The sequence below is a fragment of the Amycolatopsis sp. VC5-11 genome (assembly GCF_037034185.1).
Classification (GTDB): domain Bacteria; phylum Actinomycetota; class Actinomycetes; order Mycobacteriales; family Pseudonocardiaceae; genus Amycolatopsis; species Amycolatopsis nivea.
On record NZ_JBAGKF010000006.1, the window covers coordinates 180,159 to 199,625 of the forward strand.

Below are 19,467 nucleotides of genomic sequence, written 5' to 3' on the forward strand. Positions count from 1 at the left end.
CAGGTCGATGCCGGTCTTGCGCGTGCGGTTCGCGGCGGGGCCGGATTTGGCGGGAGAAGAAGCTGCCCTGGAGCGCTGGACACGGACCTCGCGGTTGGTGCCGCCACGGCCCGAGGCGGTGGCGCCACAGCTGGCATCGGCGGCGGGGCTGGCAACGCGTTGGGGAATGGCACCGGCATGTGGGTTGCCTGCCGCGGCAGCAGCACCGCGAGGGGCATCCAACCGAGTGGGAGCACGAGGCGGCCTGGCATTCGCTGGGGACAGCGCATGACCGGCCACTGGAGCAGACTGCCCGAGCAGCGCACGTCAGCAGTAGGGCTCACCGGCCCCGAGTTGGTTACCTGGATTCGGGACCTCCAAGCCACCCTGGCGTTGGATCTCGGGTTCCTGACCCGTGCGCTCGACGAACGATATCCGCGACCGGACGCGGTGCGGGATCTCGGCGAGCGCCTTCTCGACCTCGGGCGGGCCCTGATCCGGCGGGCCGATCACCTCAACGAGATCGTCCTGGCGAGCCTGCCCGCGCACGGCTGGCTGCCGCAGGCGGGTGCGCCGGAGAACGCGGCTCGGCTGGCGCATCAGGTCGGGCGGCGTCCGCTGCGGTGCGGGCCGGTGTATCTCGGGTTGTGCGGGGCCGCGTGTTATCCGGTGTTCGGGCAGGATCCGCACGATCACACGAAACGGTATACGCGCTGCGCGGACTGCCAGAGCAAGGGCGGTGCGGCCATGCTTCGCGAGTGAAGGGGGCGCAACCGCAGCGGAACCGGTGAGCCACGGCGGGCGCGAGCCGGAACAGCCCGGCCAGCGGCGGAAGCAGGGCACGGACCGGAGCAACCCGGCCAGCGGCCGAATCGGGGCGCGGAACAGCCCGGCCTGCGGCGGAAGCAGGGCACGGACCGGAGCAACCCGGCCAGCGGCCGAATCGGGGCGCGGAACAGCCCGGCCTGCGGCGGAAGCAGGGCACGAACCGGAATACCCCGGCCAGCGGTCAAAGCAGGGCACGCAAACCGGATCACCCGCGCGAAACCAGGCCGTCAACCCAGCATGTCCCGGGGTTTTCCGGTTTCCTGTACCGATGAGCGAGGAGACCTCCACCCGTTCCACCGAGCGGCTGTTCAAGATCGCGATCACGCTGAAGGGCCTCGACGGGGGCCTTCAGCTGATCGGGGCGCTGATCCTGGCGTTCATCCCCGCGACGGTCGTCACGGGGTTCGTCAACGCGGTCATCACCCGCGATCTGCTGGGCGACCCCTCCGGCACGCTGGCACGGCATCTGGAAACCGCTGCCGAGCATTTCGCCGGAGGGGGGACCAAGACGTTCGCCGTGATCTACCTGCTGGCGCACGGGTTGCTCAAGCTCGCCCTCGTGTGGGCGCTCGCGCGCAAGTGGATCCGCGCCTATCCGGTCGCGATGCTCGTGCTCGCGGCGTTCGTCGTGTACGAGATTTACCGCGCCTTCGAAACGCACTCCATCGCGCTGCCGTTCTTCGCGGCCCTCGACGCGGTGATCATCGTGCTCGTCTACCGCGAGTACCGGGCCCTCATGCGCGAGCGCGCTTAGGCGGCGGTGTGCAGCCTCTCCGTGACCAGTGCGGCCACGTCGGGGGCTTCCACGAACAGCGCCGTCGCGTTGTCTCGGCCGCCCAGGGCGATGGCGGTGGCGACCAGCGCTGAGGCGCCGCGGGCCGGGTCGGCGAGGATTTCGTCGATCGTGGCTGGCGTGAGGACCTTGTGCACGCCGTCGCTGGTGAGCAGGAGGCCGCCGCTCGCCGTCTCCGTCGTGCCGATCTCCTCGGGCTTCGTCGTGCGGACGCTCGTGGTGACCAGATGCTCCATCCGCGGCGAGTACGGCTGGTGCCGCGAGCGGAAGTACTCCGCCATCGTGTGGTCCCGCGTCAGCTTGTGGATCATCGACCCGTCCCACGCATACGCTCGCGCGTCGCCGACCCACGCGATCCGGTATCCGCCGGCGAACGGCATCGCCACCACGAGGACTGCGTCGCCAGTGCCGCCCAGCCGGTGAACTGCTTGCTGGGCGGCCAAAACCGCCTTGACCGGACCGGCCTCGACGGGAGTCCGTGCGGCAGCCGCGGCGGCGACCTGGGCGGCTCGCCCGGCGCCGGGGTCGTCCCCGACGCCGTCGGCGAGTGCGAAGGTGATTCCGCGCGCCCCAGCGGCCGCGTAGGCGCTCACCGCGTCGGCATTGCGCTCGCGCGGGCCCTGCTCGCTCGCGGTGTGCCAGCGTGGGTATGCGGCCATCGTGACCTCCCGGACGTTCGCGGCGGATGACTCTCCGTGCTTTCCAGAATGCGCCTCGTTCCTGGGAGGAGGCTGAGGATTTCCCGACTTACCGGGTGAGCTGGTAGACAGTTTCGCCACCGACCGTGGTCGCGGTGAAGTTCGCGGCCACCCACTCGGAGATGTCGTTCGACCCGCCGCCGGGACCGCCGCCCCGGCCGCCGTCCACGTAGTACGCCACTTCGCCCGCCGCGACGTACTGCTTGAACTGCTCCAGCGTCGGGGCCGGATCGCTGCCGTCCCAGCCGCCGATGCCCATCACCGACTTGCCGCTCGCGAGCTCCAGGCTCGCCGCCGACTGCGATCCGGTCGTCGCGGCGGCCCACTTCGTCGTCGTGCCGCCCAGCAGTTGGCCGACGGAACCGTTGGCCTCGTCCATCCCGCCGCCGAAACCGCCGCCCATTCCGCTGCTCCGAGGACCCGAAGTCGGGATAGAACCGCTGTGCGGCAAGGAAACCGTCTCCGCGGCGTACCCGGCGGTGCCGACCCCGAGCGTCAGGACGATCGCCGCCGCCAGGCCGACCAAGACGGTCCGCGTCCGCGGCACCCCGACCACCACGATGGTGCTCACGAGCAACCCCAGCACCACGATCACCCAGCGCAGCGCGGGCACCCAGTCCGGCGTCCGGTCGAGCAGGATGAAGTCCCACACCGCGGTCGCCGCGATCATCCCGCCCAGCACCGTCCGCGGCGCGGGGTGCGCCCGGCCGCGCCACAGCGCGTGCCCGGAAATCGCGACCAGCGCGGCGATCGCGGGCGCGAGCTGCACCGCGTAGTACGGGTGCACGGTGCCGCTCATGAAGCTGAACACCAGCCCGGTCACCAGCAGCCACCCGCCCCAGACCAGCAGCGACGCCCGGGTCCGGTCGGTGCGCGCGGCCCGCCGGGTGAACCACAGCCCGGCCGCCAGGCCGATCAGCGCGGCCGGCAGCAGCCACGAGACCTCCGTGCCGAAGCTCGCGCCGAACATCCGCCCGAGACCGGAGCTGCCGCCGAACGCGGTGTTCCCGCCGCCCTGGCCGCCGCCCATCCCGCCCATGCCGCCGCCGTTGCCCTGCCCGCCGAAGATCCGGCCGAGCCCGTTGTACCCGAGCGCCAGCTCCAGCAGGCTGTTCCCGGTCGACCCGCCGATGTACGGCCGCGAAGCCGCAGGCCAGAGCTCCACCAGCGCCACGAACCAGCCCGCCGACACGATTACCGCGATCCCTGCGTAAACCAAGTGCAGCAACCGTTTCCCGAGCCCGGTCGGCGCGGCGATCAGATAAGCCAGCGCGAACGCGGGCAGTACGAGGAACGCCTGCATCATCTTCGTCAGGAACCCGAAACCGATTGCCACGCCAGCGAAAACGAGCCACCGAGGACTGGCTTTCTCGACCGCTCGCACCGTGCAGTACGCACCCGCGATCAGCAGCAGCGTGAGCAGCGCGTCCGGGTTGTTGAAGCGGAACATCAGTGCGGCGACCGGCGTCAGCGCGAGCATCGCCCCGGCCAGCAATCCCGGCAGCGGCCCGGAAACCCGGCGGACAGTCAGGTAGAGCAACCCGACCGACCCGACGCCCATCAGCGCCTGCGGAGCGAGCACGGTGAAGCTCGAGAACCCGAAGATACGAGCGAAAGCCGTCCCGACCCACAACGCGGCAGGCGGTTTGTCGACAGTGATCACGTTCCCGGCATCCAGAGAGCCGAACAGCCACGCCTTCATGCTCTGCGTGCCCGATTGCACGGCCGCGGCGTAGAACGAGTTGCCGAACCCGGAAGCGGTCAAATCCCAGAAGTACAGGACAGCGGTGAGCGCCAGGAGGCCGAACACCGACGGGCGGACCCAGCGAGGCTTCGCGCGGTCCGGCGCGTCCGGGACGGCAGGCCGGGCGGACAGGACAGTGCTCAAGACGACTCCTCGGTAGCGGTACGGCGCGGATTGAAGACCCAGCCCCGCAGCAGCAGGAAACGCAGCACCGTGGCGGCGAGGTTCGCCAGCACGAGCACGGTCGTCTCCAGGACGAGCCCGGGATGGGTGGTGTGGTTGAGCAGGGCGAGGGAACCGCTGGTCAGCGCCAGTCCGAGGCCGAACACGATGAGCCCCTCGAACTGGTGCCGCCCGGCTCCGGCCCGGCCGCGGACGCCGAACGTCACCCGCCGGTTCACCGCGGTGTTCGCGATCGCGGTGACGAGCAGCGCGGTGAAGTTGGCCGCCTGCGCGCCGACCATGGTCCGCAGCAGCAGGAAAAGCAGCAGGTACGCGACGGTGCTGGCGACGCCGACCGCGGCGAACCGCACGAGTTGTTTGACCAGGCTCGGGGACACTCCGGGGGCCTCCACGCCGATCGGTTCGCGGCCGAGCTGTTCGCGCAGCCGGTGCACGGGGATCTCGCCGGTGAGGGTCGCGCGGGTGACCCTGGCGATGCCTTTGAGGTCTGCGGTGGCGGTCGCGATGAGGTCGACCGACGAGTCCGGGTCGTCGACCCAGTCCACCGGCACCTCGTGGATCCGCAGCCCGGCGCGCTGGGCGAGCACGAGCAGTTCGGTGTCGAAGAACCAGCCGGTGTCGCGGACGTGGGGGAGCAGCGCACGGGCGACGTCGGCGCGGATCGCCTTGAACCCGCATTGTGCGTCGGAGAATCTCGCCGCGAGCGTGCCGCGGAGGATCAGGTTGTAGCAGCGGGAGATGAACTCTCGCTTCGGCCCGCGGACCACCCGGGCGCCGCGGGCGAGGCGGCTGCCGATCGCGACGTCCGAATGTCCGGACAGCAGCGGGGCGACGAGCGGGTCCAGCGCGGCGAGGTCGGTGGACAGGTCCACGTCCATGTAGGCCAGCACGGCGGCGTCCGAGGCGGACCAGACGGCTTGCAGTGCGCGGCCGCGGCCCTTCTCGTCGAGGTGGTGCACTTCGACTTCAGGGAACTCGCGGGCCAGTTCTTCGGCTACGGCAAGGGTTTTGTCGGTGCTCGCGTTGTCCGCGACGGTGATCCGGTACGGATAGCCGGCGCGTTCGGCGAGGTGCGCCCGCAGTCTGCGGATGCACGGTTCGAGGTCGGCTTCCTCGTTGTAGACCGGGATGACGACGTCGAGCACGGGATGCGGGCCGCCGAGGCCGACCGGAGTCGTCCCGGGCCGCGGGGCGCCGCTGCGGGAGGGGGCGGTGGCGTTCATGAGTTCACCGTCGTCCGCCGGGCTTTGGCCACGTTGTGGTGTTCCTGTGCCTGCGCTGTGCGACGTACGCCCGCTCGGGTGATCTTGGCCGCACGGCACGGAATCAGGCAGTCAGGTCATAGACGGTGACACCGTCCACTGTGGTCATTCGGTAGTTCTCTGCCACCCACTGGACGATCCGGGCGGCCGCGTCGCTTCCGCTGCCGGACCTGCGCATCGTCATGCCGTCGCCGAGGAAGTAGCGGATCTGGCCTTGCCGGACGTACTGCTCGAACTGCGCGAGCGTCGGATACGGGTCGGTGCCGTTGAATCCGCCCACCGCGAGCACGGGTTCGCCGCTGCCGAGCTGGTATCCGGCGGCGTTGTTGGACCCGACGGTCGCCGCGGCCCACCGGTGGTCGCCGGATTGCCGCAGCAGTGCCGTCAGATTCGCGCCGGGCAGGGTGGTGCCGAGGAGTCCGCCTCCGCCTCCGCCGAACATTTGCCGGGTATTCGGTCCGGCAGAAGGAATCGCGCCGCTGTGCGGAGTCGCCGCGGTGGCGAGGCTGTACGCGCCGGTTCCGGTGAGCAGCACGACCAATCCCAGCACCGCGGCGATCCGGCCGAAGTGCTGAACGAAAAACAGGGCGATAGCGGCCAAAAGCCCGAGAACGAGCACGGTCGGGGCAAGCCACGGTTGCCAAGAGCCGTCCAACAGCAGGTAACTCGTTACCGTCGTCAGCGCGACACCGCCGCTCAAAAGCCCGACCGCGGTCGGATTGCCGCGGATCCGCCACAGCTGGACGACAGCGGTCCCGACGAGCGCGGCGATCGCCGGGGCGAGCGCGACGGTGTAGTAGGGGTGGATGATCCCGCCCATGAAGCTGAACACCGCGGCGGTCACGATCAGCCAACCGCCCCAGAGCACCAGCGAAGCGCGACTGCGGTCGGTGCGCGGCGCGTAACGGGTGAACCAGAGACCAGCGCCGAGCCCGAGCACCGCGGCGGGCAGCAGCCACGCGATACCGCCTGCCATCTCGCTGCCGAACAATCGGAACAGCCCGGTGCTGCCCCAACCGCCGCCCGGACTTCCGCCGACGCTGCCGGTCTCGTCCCCGGTGATGCGGCCGAAACCGTTGTAGCCCAAGGTGAGTTCGAGCAGGCTGTTGTTCTGCGACCCGCCGATGTACGGCCGGTCCGCGGCCGGCCACAACGCCACGACGGCGAGATACCAGCCTGCCGAAACCACGACCGCGCCCAGTCCGGCGAGCAGATGCAGCAGACGCTTGCCGAGGGCGATCGGTGCGGCGACGAGGTACGCGAGGGCGAAGGCTGGCAGGACGAGGAAAGCTTGCAACATCTTGGCGAGGAAACCGAATCCGATTGCCACGCCAGCGAAAACGAGCCATCGAGGGCTGGCTTTCTCGATTGCCCGCACGGTGCAGTAAGCAGCGGCGATCAGCAATAGCACCAGCAACGCGTCTGGGTTGTTGAAGCGGAAAATCAGCGCCGCAGCCGGGGTGAGGGTGAGTACCGCGCCAGCGAGCAATCCCGCAGCCGCGCCGGAAGTGCGCCGCACAGTCGCGTACAGCAGCCACGTGGAGCCGACACCCATTAACGCTTGCGGCACCAGGATGCTCCACGCGGTCACGCCGAACAGCCGTGCGGACAGGCTCATCACCCAGAGCGCGGCTGGCGTCTTGTCCACGGTGATGCCGTTGGCCGCGTCGGTGGAGCCGAAGAACAACGCCTTCCAACTCTGCGATCCGGCTTGCGCGGCGGCGGAGTAGAACGCGTTGGCCCAGCCGGAAGCGCTGAGATCCCACAGATACAGCGCGGCCGTGGCGACGAGCAGCAGCACGAGGACCGGGCGCACCCATCTCGGTTCGGAGCGCTGTACCGGCGCGGCGGGAACGGCGGAATGGGTCGCGACTGCGGTCATGCGGCCAGCCTCGCGGGACGACCTGGGGCCGCGATGTGCCTACCCTGTGTGCCCGCTGTGGGACTTGCGGTCATCCACGGGCGGTGTGCGCTGAGCCGGAACCGCGATCGGCAGCCGCACGGCGAACTCCGTCTGGCCGGGGCGGCTCCGCATCGCGATAGTGCCGTGGTGCGCGGTCAGCACTGCCGACGCGATCGCCAAGCCCAGTCCGGTCGAACCGGCTGCCCGCGACCGTGACGAATCCCCGCGCGCGAAGCGTTCGAAGACCGCTGGCTGCAACTCCGGCGGGATGCCTGGGCCGTCGTCGGTCACGGTCACTATGGCGCTGCCGTCCGCGGATCTCGTGAGAGCGGTGACCACCGTGGTGCCGGGCGGCGTGTGGACGCGGGCGTTCGCGAGCAGGTTCGCCAGAACCTGGTGCAGCCGTTGGACATCGCCAAGGACGAGGATCGGTTCGTCCGGCATCGCAAGCTGCCAGACGTGGTGCGGACCGGCCACGTGCGCGTCGCCGACCGCGTCCGCGACCAAGCGGGTCAGGTCGACTTCGGCGACGTCCAGCGGGCGGCCCGCGTCCAGGCGGGCGAGCAGGAGGAGGTCTTCGACGAGCGCCGTCATGCGGTCGGCTTCGGACTCGATCCGGGTCATCGAATGCGCGACGTCCGGCGGGGCGTGGCTGCCGGACCGCCCGGCGAGTTCGGCGTACCCGCGGATCGCGGCGAGCGGCGTGCGCAGTTCGTGACTGGCGTCGGCGACGAACCGGCGGACGCGCAGTTCGCTGGCGTGCCGGGCTTCGAGGGCGGAGGAGATGTGACCGAGCATGTGGTTCAGCGCCGCGCCGACCTGGCCGACTTCGGTGCGGGGGTCGGTGTCTTCGGCGGGGACTCGGACGGACAGGTCGACGTCGCCTCGGTCGAGGGGGAGTTCGGAAACTCGGGAGGCGGTTTCCGCGACGCGCTCCAGCGGGCGGAGGGTTCGGCGGACGGCGAAGGCGCCTAGGAAAGCTGCGCCGGTTACTCCGGCGGCGGCTACGCCGAAGAGGATCAGGCCGACGGTCAGGAGGGTTTGTTGCATCGCGGCCAGAGGGACGCCGGTGATGACTACGCCGTCGGGGACTGGGAACGCGGTGAGGCGGTAGTCGCCTAGGGAGCCGATGGTGCGGGTGTAGGGGCGGCCGTTGGTGGGGAGGTCTTGCAGGGCTGTTAGTTCGTCTGGGGTGAGGGTCAGGCGTTGGCCGTGGGGGGAGAGCCAGCCGCCGGTGCCGTTGGTGCCGTCTGGGGAAAAGTGCGCGGTGACGGTGCCTGCGCCTTGGCCTGGGGCGTCGAGGGGGTTGCGTTCGCCGCCGGGCGGGCCGGGGTGGGTGGCGAAGTCCAGGGCTCGGGCGGTGGCTGCGGAGAGCTGGGTGTCGGTTTGGGTCATGAGGAAGGCGCGGAGGGCGAATTCGCTGATCACGCCGATGGTCAGGCAGACAAGGGAGAGGAGGATTACTACGGAGACGGTCAGTTTTGTGCGCAGGGATTGCCGGGCCGGGCGGGCGGCGGCGAACCTTGCGCGGGGGGTCATGGCTTGAGGGTGCGGTTCGTCGGTGTGGGGGCGATGTGTGCTCGCTGTGAGTGGGCTGTGGGGGCTTCTCGTCGCCTGGCGGCGACATCGCTTTGAGTGGTGGCGTGGGGCACCCCGAAGCTTGATTGTGCTGACGGTTCGGGGGTGCTTGTCAAGGCGGGAAAGATGCCTTGACAAGCACCCCCGAACCGCAGGGAGGCTTCGTATCGGGGTGCGGGGGAGGGCTGGGTGCCTCGCTCGTTGGGTGCACCGGTGCGGTTTGGGTTGGGGCGGGGCTAGCGCCCCAATGCCACATTGGGTGCGTGGGACGCACCCAATGTGGCATTCGGTGCATCTGACGCACCCAATGCCGCATTGGGGCGGCATCCCGGTGGCTGGCGGCGGGCGGAGCGGTCCTCACGGACGGCGAAGTCAGCAGGTCAGCCCAGAGAGCGGGCGGCGGCGGTTGCCTGGTTGGCGTACGAGCGTCCGAACAGGACTGTGTGCACCAGGAGTGGGAAGAGCTGGTGCAGGGCGATTCGTTCTCGATAGCCGTCGGCCAGTGGTGCGAACTCGTTGTAGGCGGCCACGATTCGCTCTAACTGTGGGCAGCCGAACAGGTGCAGCATCGCTAGATCGGTCTCCCGGTGGCCGCCGTGTGCGGCTGGGTCGATTAGTACTGCTCCGTGTGCGTCCCAGAGGACATTGCCGCTCCACAGATCCCCGTGCAGGCGGGCCGGAGGCTCTGGTGGGCCAGCTATTGCCGGGATTCGGGTGCAGGCTCGTTCGAAGACGTCCGTATCAAGGATCTCGGCGGCCATTCGGACGTACGGGAGGATTCGGTTTTCCGCGTACCATTCCGGCCACGAATCGCCTGGTGAGTTGCGCATCGGTGCGGTGCCGATCCAGGCATCCGTCAAGCCGTCTGGGGGTGGGGCGCCGAAGGCTGGGGCTCCGGTTGCGTGCAGGCGCGCGAGGTTGCGGCCGAACTCCTCCGCGTGTGACGGCGTGCTCTCCGCCACTCGGTCCAGCACCAGCCACGTGTCGTCCGCGCCGTGCACCCGGGGGATCCGGACCGCGTCCGCTTCGGCGAGCCAGCGGAGTCCGGCTGCTTCGGCTCGGGTCGCGCCGGGGGCGTGGCCGCGTTTCACTACCGCTTCGACGCGGTGGGCGCCGTCGGTCAGGGTGATCTCACTGAGGGTGCCCGAGGCGCCGTGCGAGTCCGTGTTCAAACCGGTGAGCCGCGCCGCCGCTGCGGCCGGACCTTCGTTCTGCTGACCGGAAACCACGTCCCGACGCTACGGGCGCGGATCGGAGCGCGCTGAGCGGCAGGTGACCCGCGGCCGGTCTTGTCAACCCTCTGGCCTAGACTCGGATATCCCGGTCAGCAGGTGACCGGGGCGGTCCCGAGGGACTGTCCGCCCCCATCGTTTACCGCTCGAGGAGAAGACCTTGAAGAGCACCGTCGAGCAGCTCAGCCCGACGCGAGTGAAGATCAATGTCGAGGTGCCGTTCGACGAGCTCAAGCCGAACTTCGACGCCGCGTACCGGAAGATCGCCCAGCAGGTGCGGGTCCCCGGTTTCCGTCCCGGCAAGGTCCCCGCTCGCGTCCTGGAAAGCCGGATCGGCCGCGCGCCGGTGCTCGACGAGGTCGTCAACGAGGCCATTCCGGCCAAGTACATCGAGGCCGTCCGCGCGGGCGAGGTCCGGACGCTCGGCCAGCCCGAGTTCGAGGTGACCAAGCTCGAGGACCGCGAGGTGCTGGAGTTCAGCGCCGAGGTCGACGTGCGGCCGGAGATCGAGCTGCCCGACCTCGCCGGCCTCGAGATCAGCGTCGACGACGTCGAGACCACCGACGAAGAGGTCGCCGAGCAGCTCGACGAGCTGCGCGCCCGCTTCGGCACCCTGACCGGCGTCGAGCGCCCGGCCCAGACCGGCGACTTCGTGTCGATCGACCTGTCGGCCAGCGTCGACGGCAAGGCCGTCGAAGAGGCCTCCACCACCGGCCTGTCCTACGAGATCGGCTCCGGCCAGCTCGTGGACGGCATCGACGAGGCCATCGTCGGCGCGAACGCGGGCGAGACCAAGGTGTTCACCACCAAGCTGGTCGCGGGCGAGTTCGCCGGCCAGGACGCCGAGGTCACCGTCACCGTGCAGTCGGTCAAGGAGCGCGAGCTGCCCGAGGCCGACGACGAGTTCGCCCAGCTGGCGAGCGAGTTCGACACGATCGACGAGCTGCGCGAGGACCTGCGCACCCGGCTCGGCCGCGTCAAGACGATGCAGCAGGGCGTCCAGGCGCGCGACAAGGTCCTCGAGATCCTCCTCGAGCGCACCGACGTGCCGCTGCCGGAGAAGGTCGTCGAGGCCGAGATCGAGAACCGCAAGCACGACGCGATTCACCCGTTCGACCACGACGAGGCGCAGTTCGCCAAGGCCCTCGAGGCCGAGGGCCGCACCCTCGACGAGTTCAACGCCGAGGTCAAGGAGGAGTCGGAGAAGGCCGTCCGCACGCAGCTGCTGCTGGACACCATCGCCGACAAGGAGAAGACGTCGGTCAACGACGGCGAGCTCACCGAGCGGATCATCTACCAGGCGCAGCGCTTCGGCGTCAGCCCGGACGAGTACGTGCAGCGGGCCCAGCAGTCCGGCCAGCTGACCGCGATCTACGCCGACGTCCGCCGCGGCAAGGCTCTCGCCTCCGTCGTGCGCGGCACCACGGTGAAGGACGCGTCCGGGTCCGAGGTCGACCTGAGCGAGCTGTTCGGCGCGGACGAGGAAGCCCCCGCCGAGGAGACGCAGGTCACCGAAGAAGCGGCGGCGACCCCCGCGGAGTAAAGCTGTGAGCGAACTTGGGCGGTGTCAGGCATTCTGCACCGCCCAAGTTCGTTAGGGTCGGTTGCAAGATCTCAAGCATCTGAACACGACAGCGGCGGCGCGGCCCTCCGGCCGGCCCGCCGCCGGTGAAAAGGCAGGCAGACGTGAAGCAGCACATGCCCGAGGGGCGGACCGGCACCGCGGGGCTCAACCTCACCGACTCGGTGTTCGAGCGGTTGCTCCAGGAGCGCATCGTCGTTCTCGGCTCCGAGGTCAACGACGAGGTCGCCAACCGGCTCACCGCGCAGCTCCTGCTGCTCGACGCGGACGACGCCGAATCGGACATCCGGTTCTACATCAACTCGCCGGGCGGCTCGGTGACCGCCGGGTTCGCGATCTACGACACCATGCAGCTGATCCGCCCGGACGTGGCGACCTACGCGATGGGCATGGCGGCCTCGATGGGGCAGTTCCTGCTCTCCTCGGGCACCCCCGGCAAGCGCTACGCGCTCCCGCACGCGCGCATCCTGATGCACCAGCCGTCCGCGGGCGTCGGCGGCACCGCCTCCGACATCGCGATCCAGGCGGACCTGTTCAACAAGTGGAAGCAGGAGCTCGCGAAGATCACCGCCGAGCAGACCGGCCAGACCACCGAGCAGATCATCAAGGACGGCGACCGCGACCGCTGGTTCACCGCGCAGGAGGCGAAGGACTACGGCTTCGTCGACCACGTGCTGACCCGCGACAGCGGCCTGACCTCGAGCAACTGAGCCCCGAAGCACCACACAGGAGAGCATCATGAGCAACTTCCGGCTCCCGGGTGACTTCCGGGCTCCGCAGACTCCTCAGTCGCGGTACATCCTCCCGTCCTACGTCGAGCGCACCAGCTACGGCGTGAAGGAGTCCAACCCGTACAACAAGCTGTACGAGGAGCGGACGATCTTCCTCGGCGTGCAGGTGGACGACGCGTCGGCCAACGACGTGATGGCCCAGCTGCTGCACCTCGAGCACGAGGACCCGGACCGCGACATCAGCATCTACATCAACAGCCCGGGCGGGTCGTTCACGTCGCTGATGGCGATCTACGACACCATGCAGTACATCCGCCCGGACATCTCGACCGTGTGCCTCGGCCAGGCCGCCTCGGCCGCCGCGGTGCTGCTGGCGGCGGGCACGCCGGGCAAGCGCATGGCGCTGCCGAACGCGCGCGTGCTGATCCACCAGCCCGCCACCGAGGGCACCTACGGGCAGGTCTCGGACCTGGAGATCCAGGCCAACGAGATCCAGCGCGTGCGCCGCCAGATGGAGGTCATCCTGGCGAAGCACACGAACAAGGAACCGGACGAGATCAAGGCCGACATCGAGCGGGACAAGATCCTCACCGCCGAAGAGGCCAAGGCCTACGGCCTGATCGACGAGGTGCTCCCGTACCGGAAGGCCTCGGCGAACTGACCGCGACGGGCCGGTGCGCGGCGAATCCGCGACGCGCACCGGTCCGCTGGTCTACTGTCGGTCGTCGACGAGCCCGAAGGGGTCGGGTGTTCCCGACCGCGCCTTCGGACGGGTACCGTCGATGGCAATGCGTGTTGGTCCCGGGAACGCCTGGCAGTCCCGGGGCCGCCAGGAAGTAGTGCAGGTGCGCCCCGCGCACCGGAGGGGACGAGGTCAACGGCCATGGCACGGATCGGTGACGGCGGCGACCTGCTGAAGTGTTCTTTCTGCGGCAAGAGCCAGAAGCAGGTGAAGAAGCTCATTGCCGGGCCAGGGGTCTACATCTGCGATGAGTGCATCGACCTCTGCAACGAGATCATCGAAGAGGAGCTGGCCGAAGCCGGCGACGTGAAGCTCGACGAGCTGCCGAAGCCCGCCGACATCCACGAGTTCCTCGAGCAGTACATCATCGGCCAGGACGACGCGAAGAAGACGCTCGCGGTCGCGGTGTACAACCACTACAAGCGGATCCAGGCCGACGACAAGTCCGGGCCGAAGGACTCCAAGGACGAGCCGGTCGAGCTCGCCAAATCGAACATCCTGATGCTCGGCCCCACCGGCTGCGGCAAGACCTACCTCGCGCAGACGCTGGCGAAGCTGCTGAACGTGCCGTTCGCCATCGCCGACGCCACCGCGCTCACCGAGGCGGGCTACGTCGGCGAGGACGTCGAGAACATCCTGCTGAAGCTGATCCAGGCGGCCGACTACGACGTCAAGCGCGCCGAGACCGGCATCATCTACATCGACGAGGTCGACAAGATCGCCCGCAAGAGCGAGAACCCGTCGATCACCCGCGACGTGTCCGGCGAGGGCGTGCAGCAGGCGCTGCTGAAGATCCTCGAGGGCACCACCGCGTCGGTGCCGCCGCAGGGCGGGCGCAAGCACCCGCACCAGGAATTCATCCAGATCGACACCACGAACGTGCTGTTCATCGTCGCGGGCGCGTTCGCCGGGCTGGAAAAGATCATCAACGAGCGGGTCGGCAAGCGCGGCCTCGGGTTCGGCGCGGAGATCCGCACCAAGGCCGAGATCGAGGGCAGCGACGTGTTCTCCGACACCATGCCGGAGGACCTGATCAAGTTCGGGCTGATCCCGGAGTTCATCGGCCGGCTCCCGGTCGTGGCGACGGTGAACCACCTGGACAAGGAATCGCTCGTCTCGATCCTGACGCAGCCCCGCAACGCGCTGGTGAAGCAGTACAAGAAGCTCTTCGAGATGGACAACGTCGAGCTGGAGTTCACCAAGACCGCGCTCGAGGCGATCGCCGACCAGGCCGTGCTCCGCGGCACCGGCGCCCGCGGCCTGCGCGCGATCATGGAGGAAGTCCTCCAGCCGGTCATGTACGACATCCCGAGCCGCGAGGACGTGGCGAAGGTCGTGATCACCGAGCAGACCGTGCGGGAGAACGTCAACCCCACGATCGTGGCTCGCCAGCCGTCGCGCCGCACCCGCAGCGAGCGCGGCGAGAAGTCGGCCTGACCCGGCGGCCGCCGGGCGTTAGCAGGAGTCGGCTGTCCGGGTGTCGGCGGCGGGCGCGATAATGGACAGGATGACAACCGTGCCGCTGACCGCACCCCGGGGGGACGACACTGCCGACCCCGGCGAAGCGGTACCCGCCGAGACCGAGCCTTCCGCCGCTCCGGTCGGCATTGTCGAGCTGAGCGAACGGGTCGCCGCGTCCGTGCTGACGCGCTTCCCGTGGCTGATCCGCGCGTCCGAGATCATGCTCGCACTGTTCACGCTGGTCTGCCTGGTGGCGGTCGGCACCCGGCTGTCGGCGCTGCCGCTGCTGCCGATCCCGCTGTTCGCGGTGTCGTGGCTGTTCCTGCGCCGCCTGCGCTCGTCGGAGACCCGGGCACAACAGTTGCGGTGGTCGCTGCTGATGGCGCTGGCGGCGATGGTGGGGTTCTGGGTGATGTCGGTCGTGGCTCGCTGGGTCTCGTAATTCCCTCGCGGTAGGCGTCCTCCGCAGTGGAGGATGGCGCGGTGGATGCGGTCGTGCAGTGGGTGTGCACCTCGTGGACGAAGAAATCCCGCGGCGGTGCGGAGGCGGCTCGCCGCAATGCGGTCCCGATCGCCTGCGGGTGAAGCTGGAAACAAGGCCGCACGGGGAATCCTCGCCGCTGGCGTCGCCCTCCGGCGCACCACCTGGCCTGCGGGGAATGGCTGCGGTGGCAGGGGAATTACCGCTTGTTCGGTGTCTGCCGCGGGGGAGTGGCACTACCGGCTGGACACGCTGAACGTCGCGTATGGGCCAGTGTCGCCGGAACTGTTCCTCGAACTGGGGATTCTCCGCTGAGAAGGATCACGCCTTCTGCCGCAGATGCTTCCCCAAGAACCCCACCATGCTCGGCACCGTCGTCCGGAAGAACGTGTCGCTGTGCTTCCCGTGCGCCGTATACCCGATCGTCGGGTGCGTTTCCGCGATATACCGCCGCACTCCGGTGATGAACGGATCCTCCGTGCCGCAGTAAACCGCCGTCGGGATGCCCTGCAACGCTGACTGGTGGCGCAGCGGATCCAGCGACGTCCAGTCGTTCAGCCCGGTGAAAATGCGGCGTTTCGCCATTTCCGGCCACGACGTGATCAGCGCCGGAGCGATCGCGGCGACCGCGGCGGGCGGTTGGCGGCGTTCGGCTCGGCGGCGGGCGTACAGGAGCGCTCCGAAACCGCCCATCGACACTCCGGCGCACGCGAACGGCTGGCCGTCCGTGCCGCCGAAGCCGCGGGCGCGCAGCCATTGCGGGACTTCTTCCAACAGCATGGCCATCGGGTCGTCGCCAGGGCGGACCTGGTGCCAGTAGTTGTCGCCGCCGTCGACCGCGACGAAACCGTACGCCGGCACGGCTTTGCGGGCGACGTCGCTGCCCAGCTGCTTGAGCAGCCCGCTCGGCGCGGCGGAGCGGGCGGAACCGTGCAGGCCGTGCAGCATCAGCGACATCGGCAGACCGGCCGGCGGCTTCTTGCTCGGCAGCAGGAAAACGAGGTCCACTTCCCGGCCGCGAGCGTGCGAATAGACGCGTTCCACCCGCATGCTGCCCAGCTGCGTCACCGGTGTCGACGACGTGACGCCCAGTGCCCGCTGCATGGCCTGGTTGAACGGCACGACGCCGGTCGCGCTCCCCACCGCGAGCCCGGCGATGCCGAGGCCCGAAGCGCCCGCGATCAGCATGGACCGGCGGCTCACCCGCCTTCGGCCCTCAGTCTCCTCGGTCACCCGATCCCCCTCACCCATATAGCGTAAGACGTGAGGAAGGGACGAAACGTTGCCTTCGGAAGATCTTCACTCGGTTGTTGTGACCAGCCCCACGGACGCCCGGGCGGCGGCAGGGCGGTCTCCGAGCCCGACGACCAGCGTCACGCAGAGTGGCGCGAGCACCTCGGTCACCCCGTGGTCGCCCCGGCCGAAGTGGCCCAGCAACTCGAGGGTGACATAGCCGTGCACCGCGCTCCACACCTGTGCGGCGACGGTGAGCGGGTCGCCTTGGAGCCGTCCGGAGTCGATGGTGCGGCCGACGGCGGCGACCATGCCGCGGAATGACGACGCCGCCTCGCTGTCCTCCTTGGCCTTCATCAGCTCGCCGACCGGCTGTCCGTGCGCGCCCGCCTCGCGGAACATGAGAGCGAACAACTCCGGGTGCTCGACCGCGGTGCGGCGGTAGGCGAGCGCCAGCTGGTACAGATCGGCGACCGGGTCGTCGGTGCGCTCGACCGTCGCCATGTTCGCGATCAGCCGCCGGAACCCTTCCCGCGCAACGGCTTCGATGAGCGCGGACATCCCGCCGAAGTGCGTGTAGACGGCCATGGTGGACGCGCCGATCTCGGCCGCCAGCTTGCGGGCCTGCAGTGCTTCCGCGCCGCCGTCGGCCAGCAGCCGGATCGCCGCCTCGACCAGTTGCGTCCGCGCGTGTTCGCCCCGAGTCCGCTCGCTCATGCTTGCCAGTATTCCATAACCCTGTTATACCGGTGACCATAACCACGTTATGGACGGAGCGGGTCATGGCGAATCACTTCCTCGAAGGCAACTTCGCGCCGGTCGAGCGCGAGTACACGAGCACCCGGCTGACGGTCACCGGGCAGCTGCCCGACTACCTCGACGGCCGCTATCTCCGGAACGGGCCGAACCCGGCCGACCCGGATCCCGAAACGCACCACTGGTTCCTCGGTCGCGGCATGGTGCACGGCGTACGCCTTCGCGACGGCCGGGCCGAGTGGTACCGCAGCCGCCGCGTCGGCACCGACGAGGGCGGGGCCAACACCAACGTCATCGGGCACGCCGGGCGCACGATCGCGCTGGTCGAGGGCGGGCTGCCGCAGTGGGAGCTCAGCGAGGAGCTGGACACCCTGGGCGTCTGCGACTTCGGCGGCACCCTCTCCGGGTACACCGCACACCCGAAGCGCGACCCGCGAACCGGCGAACTGCACGCTGTCTCGTACCAATTCGGGCTCGGGAACCGGGTGCAGTACTCGGTGGTCGGCACCGACGGACGGGCGCGGCGGACGGTCGACATCGAGGTCACCGGGGCGCCGATGATGCACGACTTCTCGCTCACCGAACGGTATGTCGTGTTCTACGACCTGCCGGTCACCTTCGATCCGGACCAGGCCCCGGTGCCGGTCGACGTGCCCGACCCGCTGACCGCGCGCACCGGCCGCGGTGTGAGTTCCTTGCCGTACCGGTGGAATCCGGACTACCCGGCGCGCATCGGCGTGATGCCGCGCGAGGGGGACAACGGCGACGTCCGCTGGTTCGACGTCGGCCAGTGCTACGTCTTCCACCCGCTCAACGCCTACGACGAGGACGACCGGATCGTGCTCGACGTGGTCCGGCACCCGAAGATGTTCGACCGCGCGCTGCACGGCCCGGCCGAAGGCGAGCCGACGCTCGACCGGTGGACCGTCGACCTCACGCTCGGGAAAGTCGTCGAGGAACGGATCGACGACCACGGCCAGGAGTTCCCGCGGGTGGACGAACGTCTCGTCGGCCTGCCGCACCGGTACGGCTACGCGACGGCGCTCGACGACCGGTCGCGCAGCGTCGGCGCGGTGTACAAACACGACCTCCGCAAGGGTTCGGTCGATGCACACCGCTTCGGTCCCGGCCGCGAACCGGGGGAGTTCGTGTTCGTTCCGTCCAGTGCGGACGCGGGCGAGGACGAAGGCGTGCTGATGGGCTACGTGTACGACGCGGCCGAGGCGCGCAGCGATCTCGTCCTGCTCGACGCGGGCACCCTCGAAACCGTCGCCGCGGTCCACCTGCCGGACCGCGTCCCGCACGGCTTCCACGGCAACTGGGTGCCCGCCGAAGCGTGATCAGGTAAGCAGACGCTGGTCCCCGGTGTAGAGGTTCATGCTGTCGCCGCGCAGGAAACCGATCAGCGTCATGCCGTTCTCCTCGGCCAGTTCGACCGCGAGCGACGACGGCGCGGACACCGCGGCGAGCAGCCCGATGCCCGCCATCGCGGCCTTCTGCACGAGCTCGAACGAGGCGCGGCCGGAGACCAGCAGCCCCAGATCGGGCGCCGGGATCCGGCCCGCCTGCAGGGCCCAGCCGAGCACCTTGTCCACCGCGTTGTGCCGTCCCACGTCCTCGCGCACGACGACGAGCTCACCGTCCGAAGTGAACAGTCCGGCGGCGTGCAGGCCGCCGGTGGACGAGAACACCTTTTGCTTTTCCCGCAACCGATCCGGCATCTGCGAGAGCACGTCGGTCTTCACCGCGAACTCCGACGCCCCGGGGGAGAACCGGCTGCGCAGCTTCACTGCGTCGAGCGCGGCCTTGCCGCAGACGCCGCACGACGAGGTGGTGTAGAAGTTCCGCTCGACGCCGGTGTCCGGCGGAGCTACTCCTTCGGCGAGTGCGATGTCGAGCACGTTGTAGGTATTGCGGCCTTGGTCGTCGACGCCGTCGCAGTAGCGCGCCACGGCCACGTCCTCACGGGACCCCAGCACGCCCTCCGAGAGCAGGAAGCCGTGCGCGAGTTCGACGTCGTGGCCGGGCGTGCGCATTGTCACCGCCAGCGCCTTGCCGCCGACCCGCAGCTCAAGCGGTTCTTCGGCGGCCAGCGAGTCCGGCCTGCGCCGTTCGCCGGCCGCGGAGATCCGCCGTACCGGCCGTCGCACCGTCACTCTGCCCATCGCCTGCTCCACTCGTTCCGGTTGTCGTCTTCGGCGTCGAATTTTGTTGTCATCGACAAGACATTCTCAAGTCATTCGACAGTCATCCGGCGCAACGCCGAGGATCTGGTAAACCA

The 19,467-nt window shown here is 69.2% G+C and carries 17 protein-coding genes; 8 read left to right on the forward strand and 9 right to left on the reverse strand.

The features are described 5' to 3' along the window. The first annotated feature begins 267 nt into the window (after positions 1 to 267). Complete coding sequence (locus WA670_RS20385; protein ID WP_134729668.1) at positions 268 to 741, forward strand: hypothetical protein; 474 nt, start codon at positions 268 to 270, stop codon at positions 739 to 741. A gap of 334 nt (positions 742 to 1,075) precedes the next feature. After that, positions 1,076 to 1,561, forward strand: a complete 486-nt coding sequence (locus tag WA670_RS20390) for a DUF2127 domain-containing protein (protein WP_336158547.1) — start codon at positions 1,076 to 1,078, stop codon at positions 1,559 to 1,561. Here WA670_RS20390 and WA670_RS20395 read toward each other — a convergent pair. The 6 genes from WA670_RS20395 to WA670_RS20420 form a co-directional block, all read right to left on the reverse strand. After that, positions 1,558 to 2,259 carry a PP2C family protein-serine/threonine phosphatase gene (locus WA670_RS20395; protein WP_336158548.1) on the reverse strand — a complete coding sequence of 234 codons (702 nt, stop codon included), beginning with the start codon at positions 2,257 to 2,259 and terminating at the stop codon, positions 1,558 to 1,560. The genes WA670_RS20390 and WA670_RS20395 overlap by 4 nt on opposite strands. Positions 2,260 to 2,347: 88 nt before the next feature. Next, positions 2,348 to 4,186 (reverse strand): ArnT family glycosyltransferase, encoded by a 1,839-nt coding sequence (locus WA670_RS20400; protein ID WP_336158549.1) that lies wholly within the window; start codon positions 4,184 to 4,186, stop codon positions 2,348 to 2,350. Beyond that, entirely contained in the window at positions 4,183 to 5,448 is a 1,266-nt protein-coding gene (locus tag WA670_RS20405; protein WP_037813871.1) for a bifunctional glycosyltransferase family 2/GtrA family protein, read from the reverse strand. Before WA670_RS20405 ends, WA670_RS20400 begins: the two co-directional genes overlap by 4 nt. Before the next feature lie 103 nt (positions 5,449 to 5,551). Then, positions 5,552 to 7,369: a glycosyltransferase family 39 protein gene (locus WA670_RS20410; RefSeq protein ID WP_336158550.1), complete on the reverse strand. Its 1,818-nt coding sequence runs from the start codon at positions 7,367 to 7,369 to the stop codon at positions 5,552 to 5,554. Positions 7,370 to 7,408: 39 nt separating this feature from the next. Then, positions 7,409 to 8,929 carry a sensor histidine kinase gene (locus WA670_RS20415; RefSeq protein ID WP_336158551.1) on the reverse strand — a complete coding sequence of 507 codons (1,521 nt, stop codon included), beginning with the start codon at positions 8,927 to 8,929 and terminating at the stop codon, positions 7,409 to 7,411. 419 nt (positions 8,930 to 9,348) lie between these two features. Continuing rightward, positions 9,349 to 10,197 (reverse strand): fructosamine kinase family protein, encoded by an 849-nt coding sequence (locus tag WA670_RS20420; RefSeq protein ID WP_336158552.1) that lies wholly within the window; start codon positions 10,195 to 10,197, stop codon positions 9,349 to 9,351. Between the two features lie 163 nt (positions 10,198 to 10,360). On the opposite strand from WA670_RS20420, the gene tig reads away from it, so the two are divergent. The 5 genes from tig to WA670_RS20445 all read left to right on the forward strand — a co-directional run bounded on the left by tig (position 10,361) and on the right by WA670_RS20445 (position 15,158). Beyond that, positions 10,361 to 11,743 (forward strand): trigger factor, encoded by a 1,383-nt coding sequence (gene tig, locus WA670_RS20425; protein WP_037813864.1) that lies wholly within the window; start codon positions 10,361 to 10,363, stop codon positions 11,741 to 11,743. Between the two features lie 143 nt (positions 11,744 to 11,886). Further along, a complete protein-coding gene (locus WA670_RS20430; RefSeq protein WP_037813861.1) occupies positions 11,887 to 12,492 on the forward strand; it encodes a ClpP family protease in 606 nt (201 codons plus the stop codon). 28 nt (positions 12,493 to 12,520) lie between these two features. Further along, the gene (locus WA670_RS20435; protein WP_009081146.1) at positions 12,521 to 13,174 is read left to right on the forward strand and encodes an ATP-dependent Clp protease proteolytic subunit; all 654 of its coding nucleotides are present in this window, start codon (positions 12,521 to 12,523) and stop codon (positions 13,172 to 13,174) included. 222 nt (positions 13,175 to 13,396) lie between these two features. Then, positions 13,397 to 14,692 carry an ATP-dependent Clp protease ATP-binding subunit ClpX gene (gene clpX / locus WA670_RS20440; protein WP_037813853.1) on the forward strand — a complete coding sequence of 432 codons (1,296 nt, stop codon included), beginning with the start codon at positions 13,397 to 13,399 and terminating at the stop codon, positions 14,690 to 14,692. Positions 14,693 to 14,762: 70 nt separating this feature from the next. Further along, on the forward strand, positions 14,763 to 15,158 hold the full coding sequence (locus WA670_RS20445; RefSeq protein WP_235147034.1) for a hypothetical protein: 396 nt from the start codon (positions 14,763 to 14,765) through the stop codon (positions 15,156 to 15,158). Positions 15,159 to 15,518: 360 nt separating this feature from the next. Here WA670_RS20445 and WA670_RS20450 read toward each other — a convergent pair whose 3' ends face one another. Next, entirely contained in the window at positions 15,519 to 16,448 is a 930-nt protein-coding gene (locus WA670_RS20450; RefSeq protein WP_043837252.1) for an alpha/beta hydrolase, read from the reverse strand. Between the two features lie 48 nt (positions 16,449 to 16,496). Next, positions 16,497 to 17,147, reverse strand: a complete 651-nt coding sequence (locus WA670_RS20455; RefSeq protein ID WP_275294794.1) for a TetR/AcrR family transcriptional regulator — start codon at positions 17,145 to 17,147, stop codon at positions 16,497 to 16,499. A 65-nt stretch (positions 17,148 to 17,212) separates the two neighbouring features. Between WA670_RS20455 and WA670_RS20460 the strand changes: the two genes are divergently transcribed. After that, a complete protein-coding gene (locus WA670_RS20460) occupies positions 17,213 to 18,526 on the forward strand; it encodes a carotenoid oxygenase family protein (RefSeq protein ID WP_336158553.1) in 1,314 nt (437 codons plus the stop codon). Here the strand turns inward: WA670_RS20460 and fdhD are convergent, their stop codons facing one another. Further along, positions 18,527 to 19,351 (reverse strand): formate dehydrogenase accessory sulfurtransferase FdhD, encoded by an 825-nt coding sequence (gene fdhD / locus WA670_RS20465; RefSeq protein ID WP_037813836.1) that lies wholly within the window; start codon positions 19,349 to 19,351, stop codon positions 18,527 to 18,529. Positions 19,352 to 19,467 lie beyond the last annotated feature (116 nt).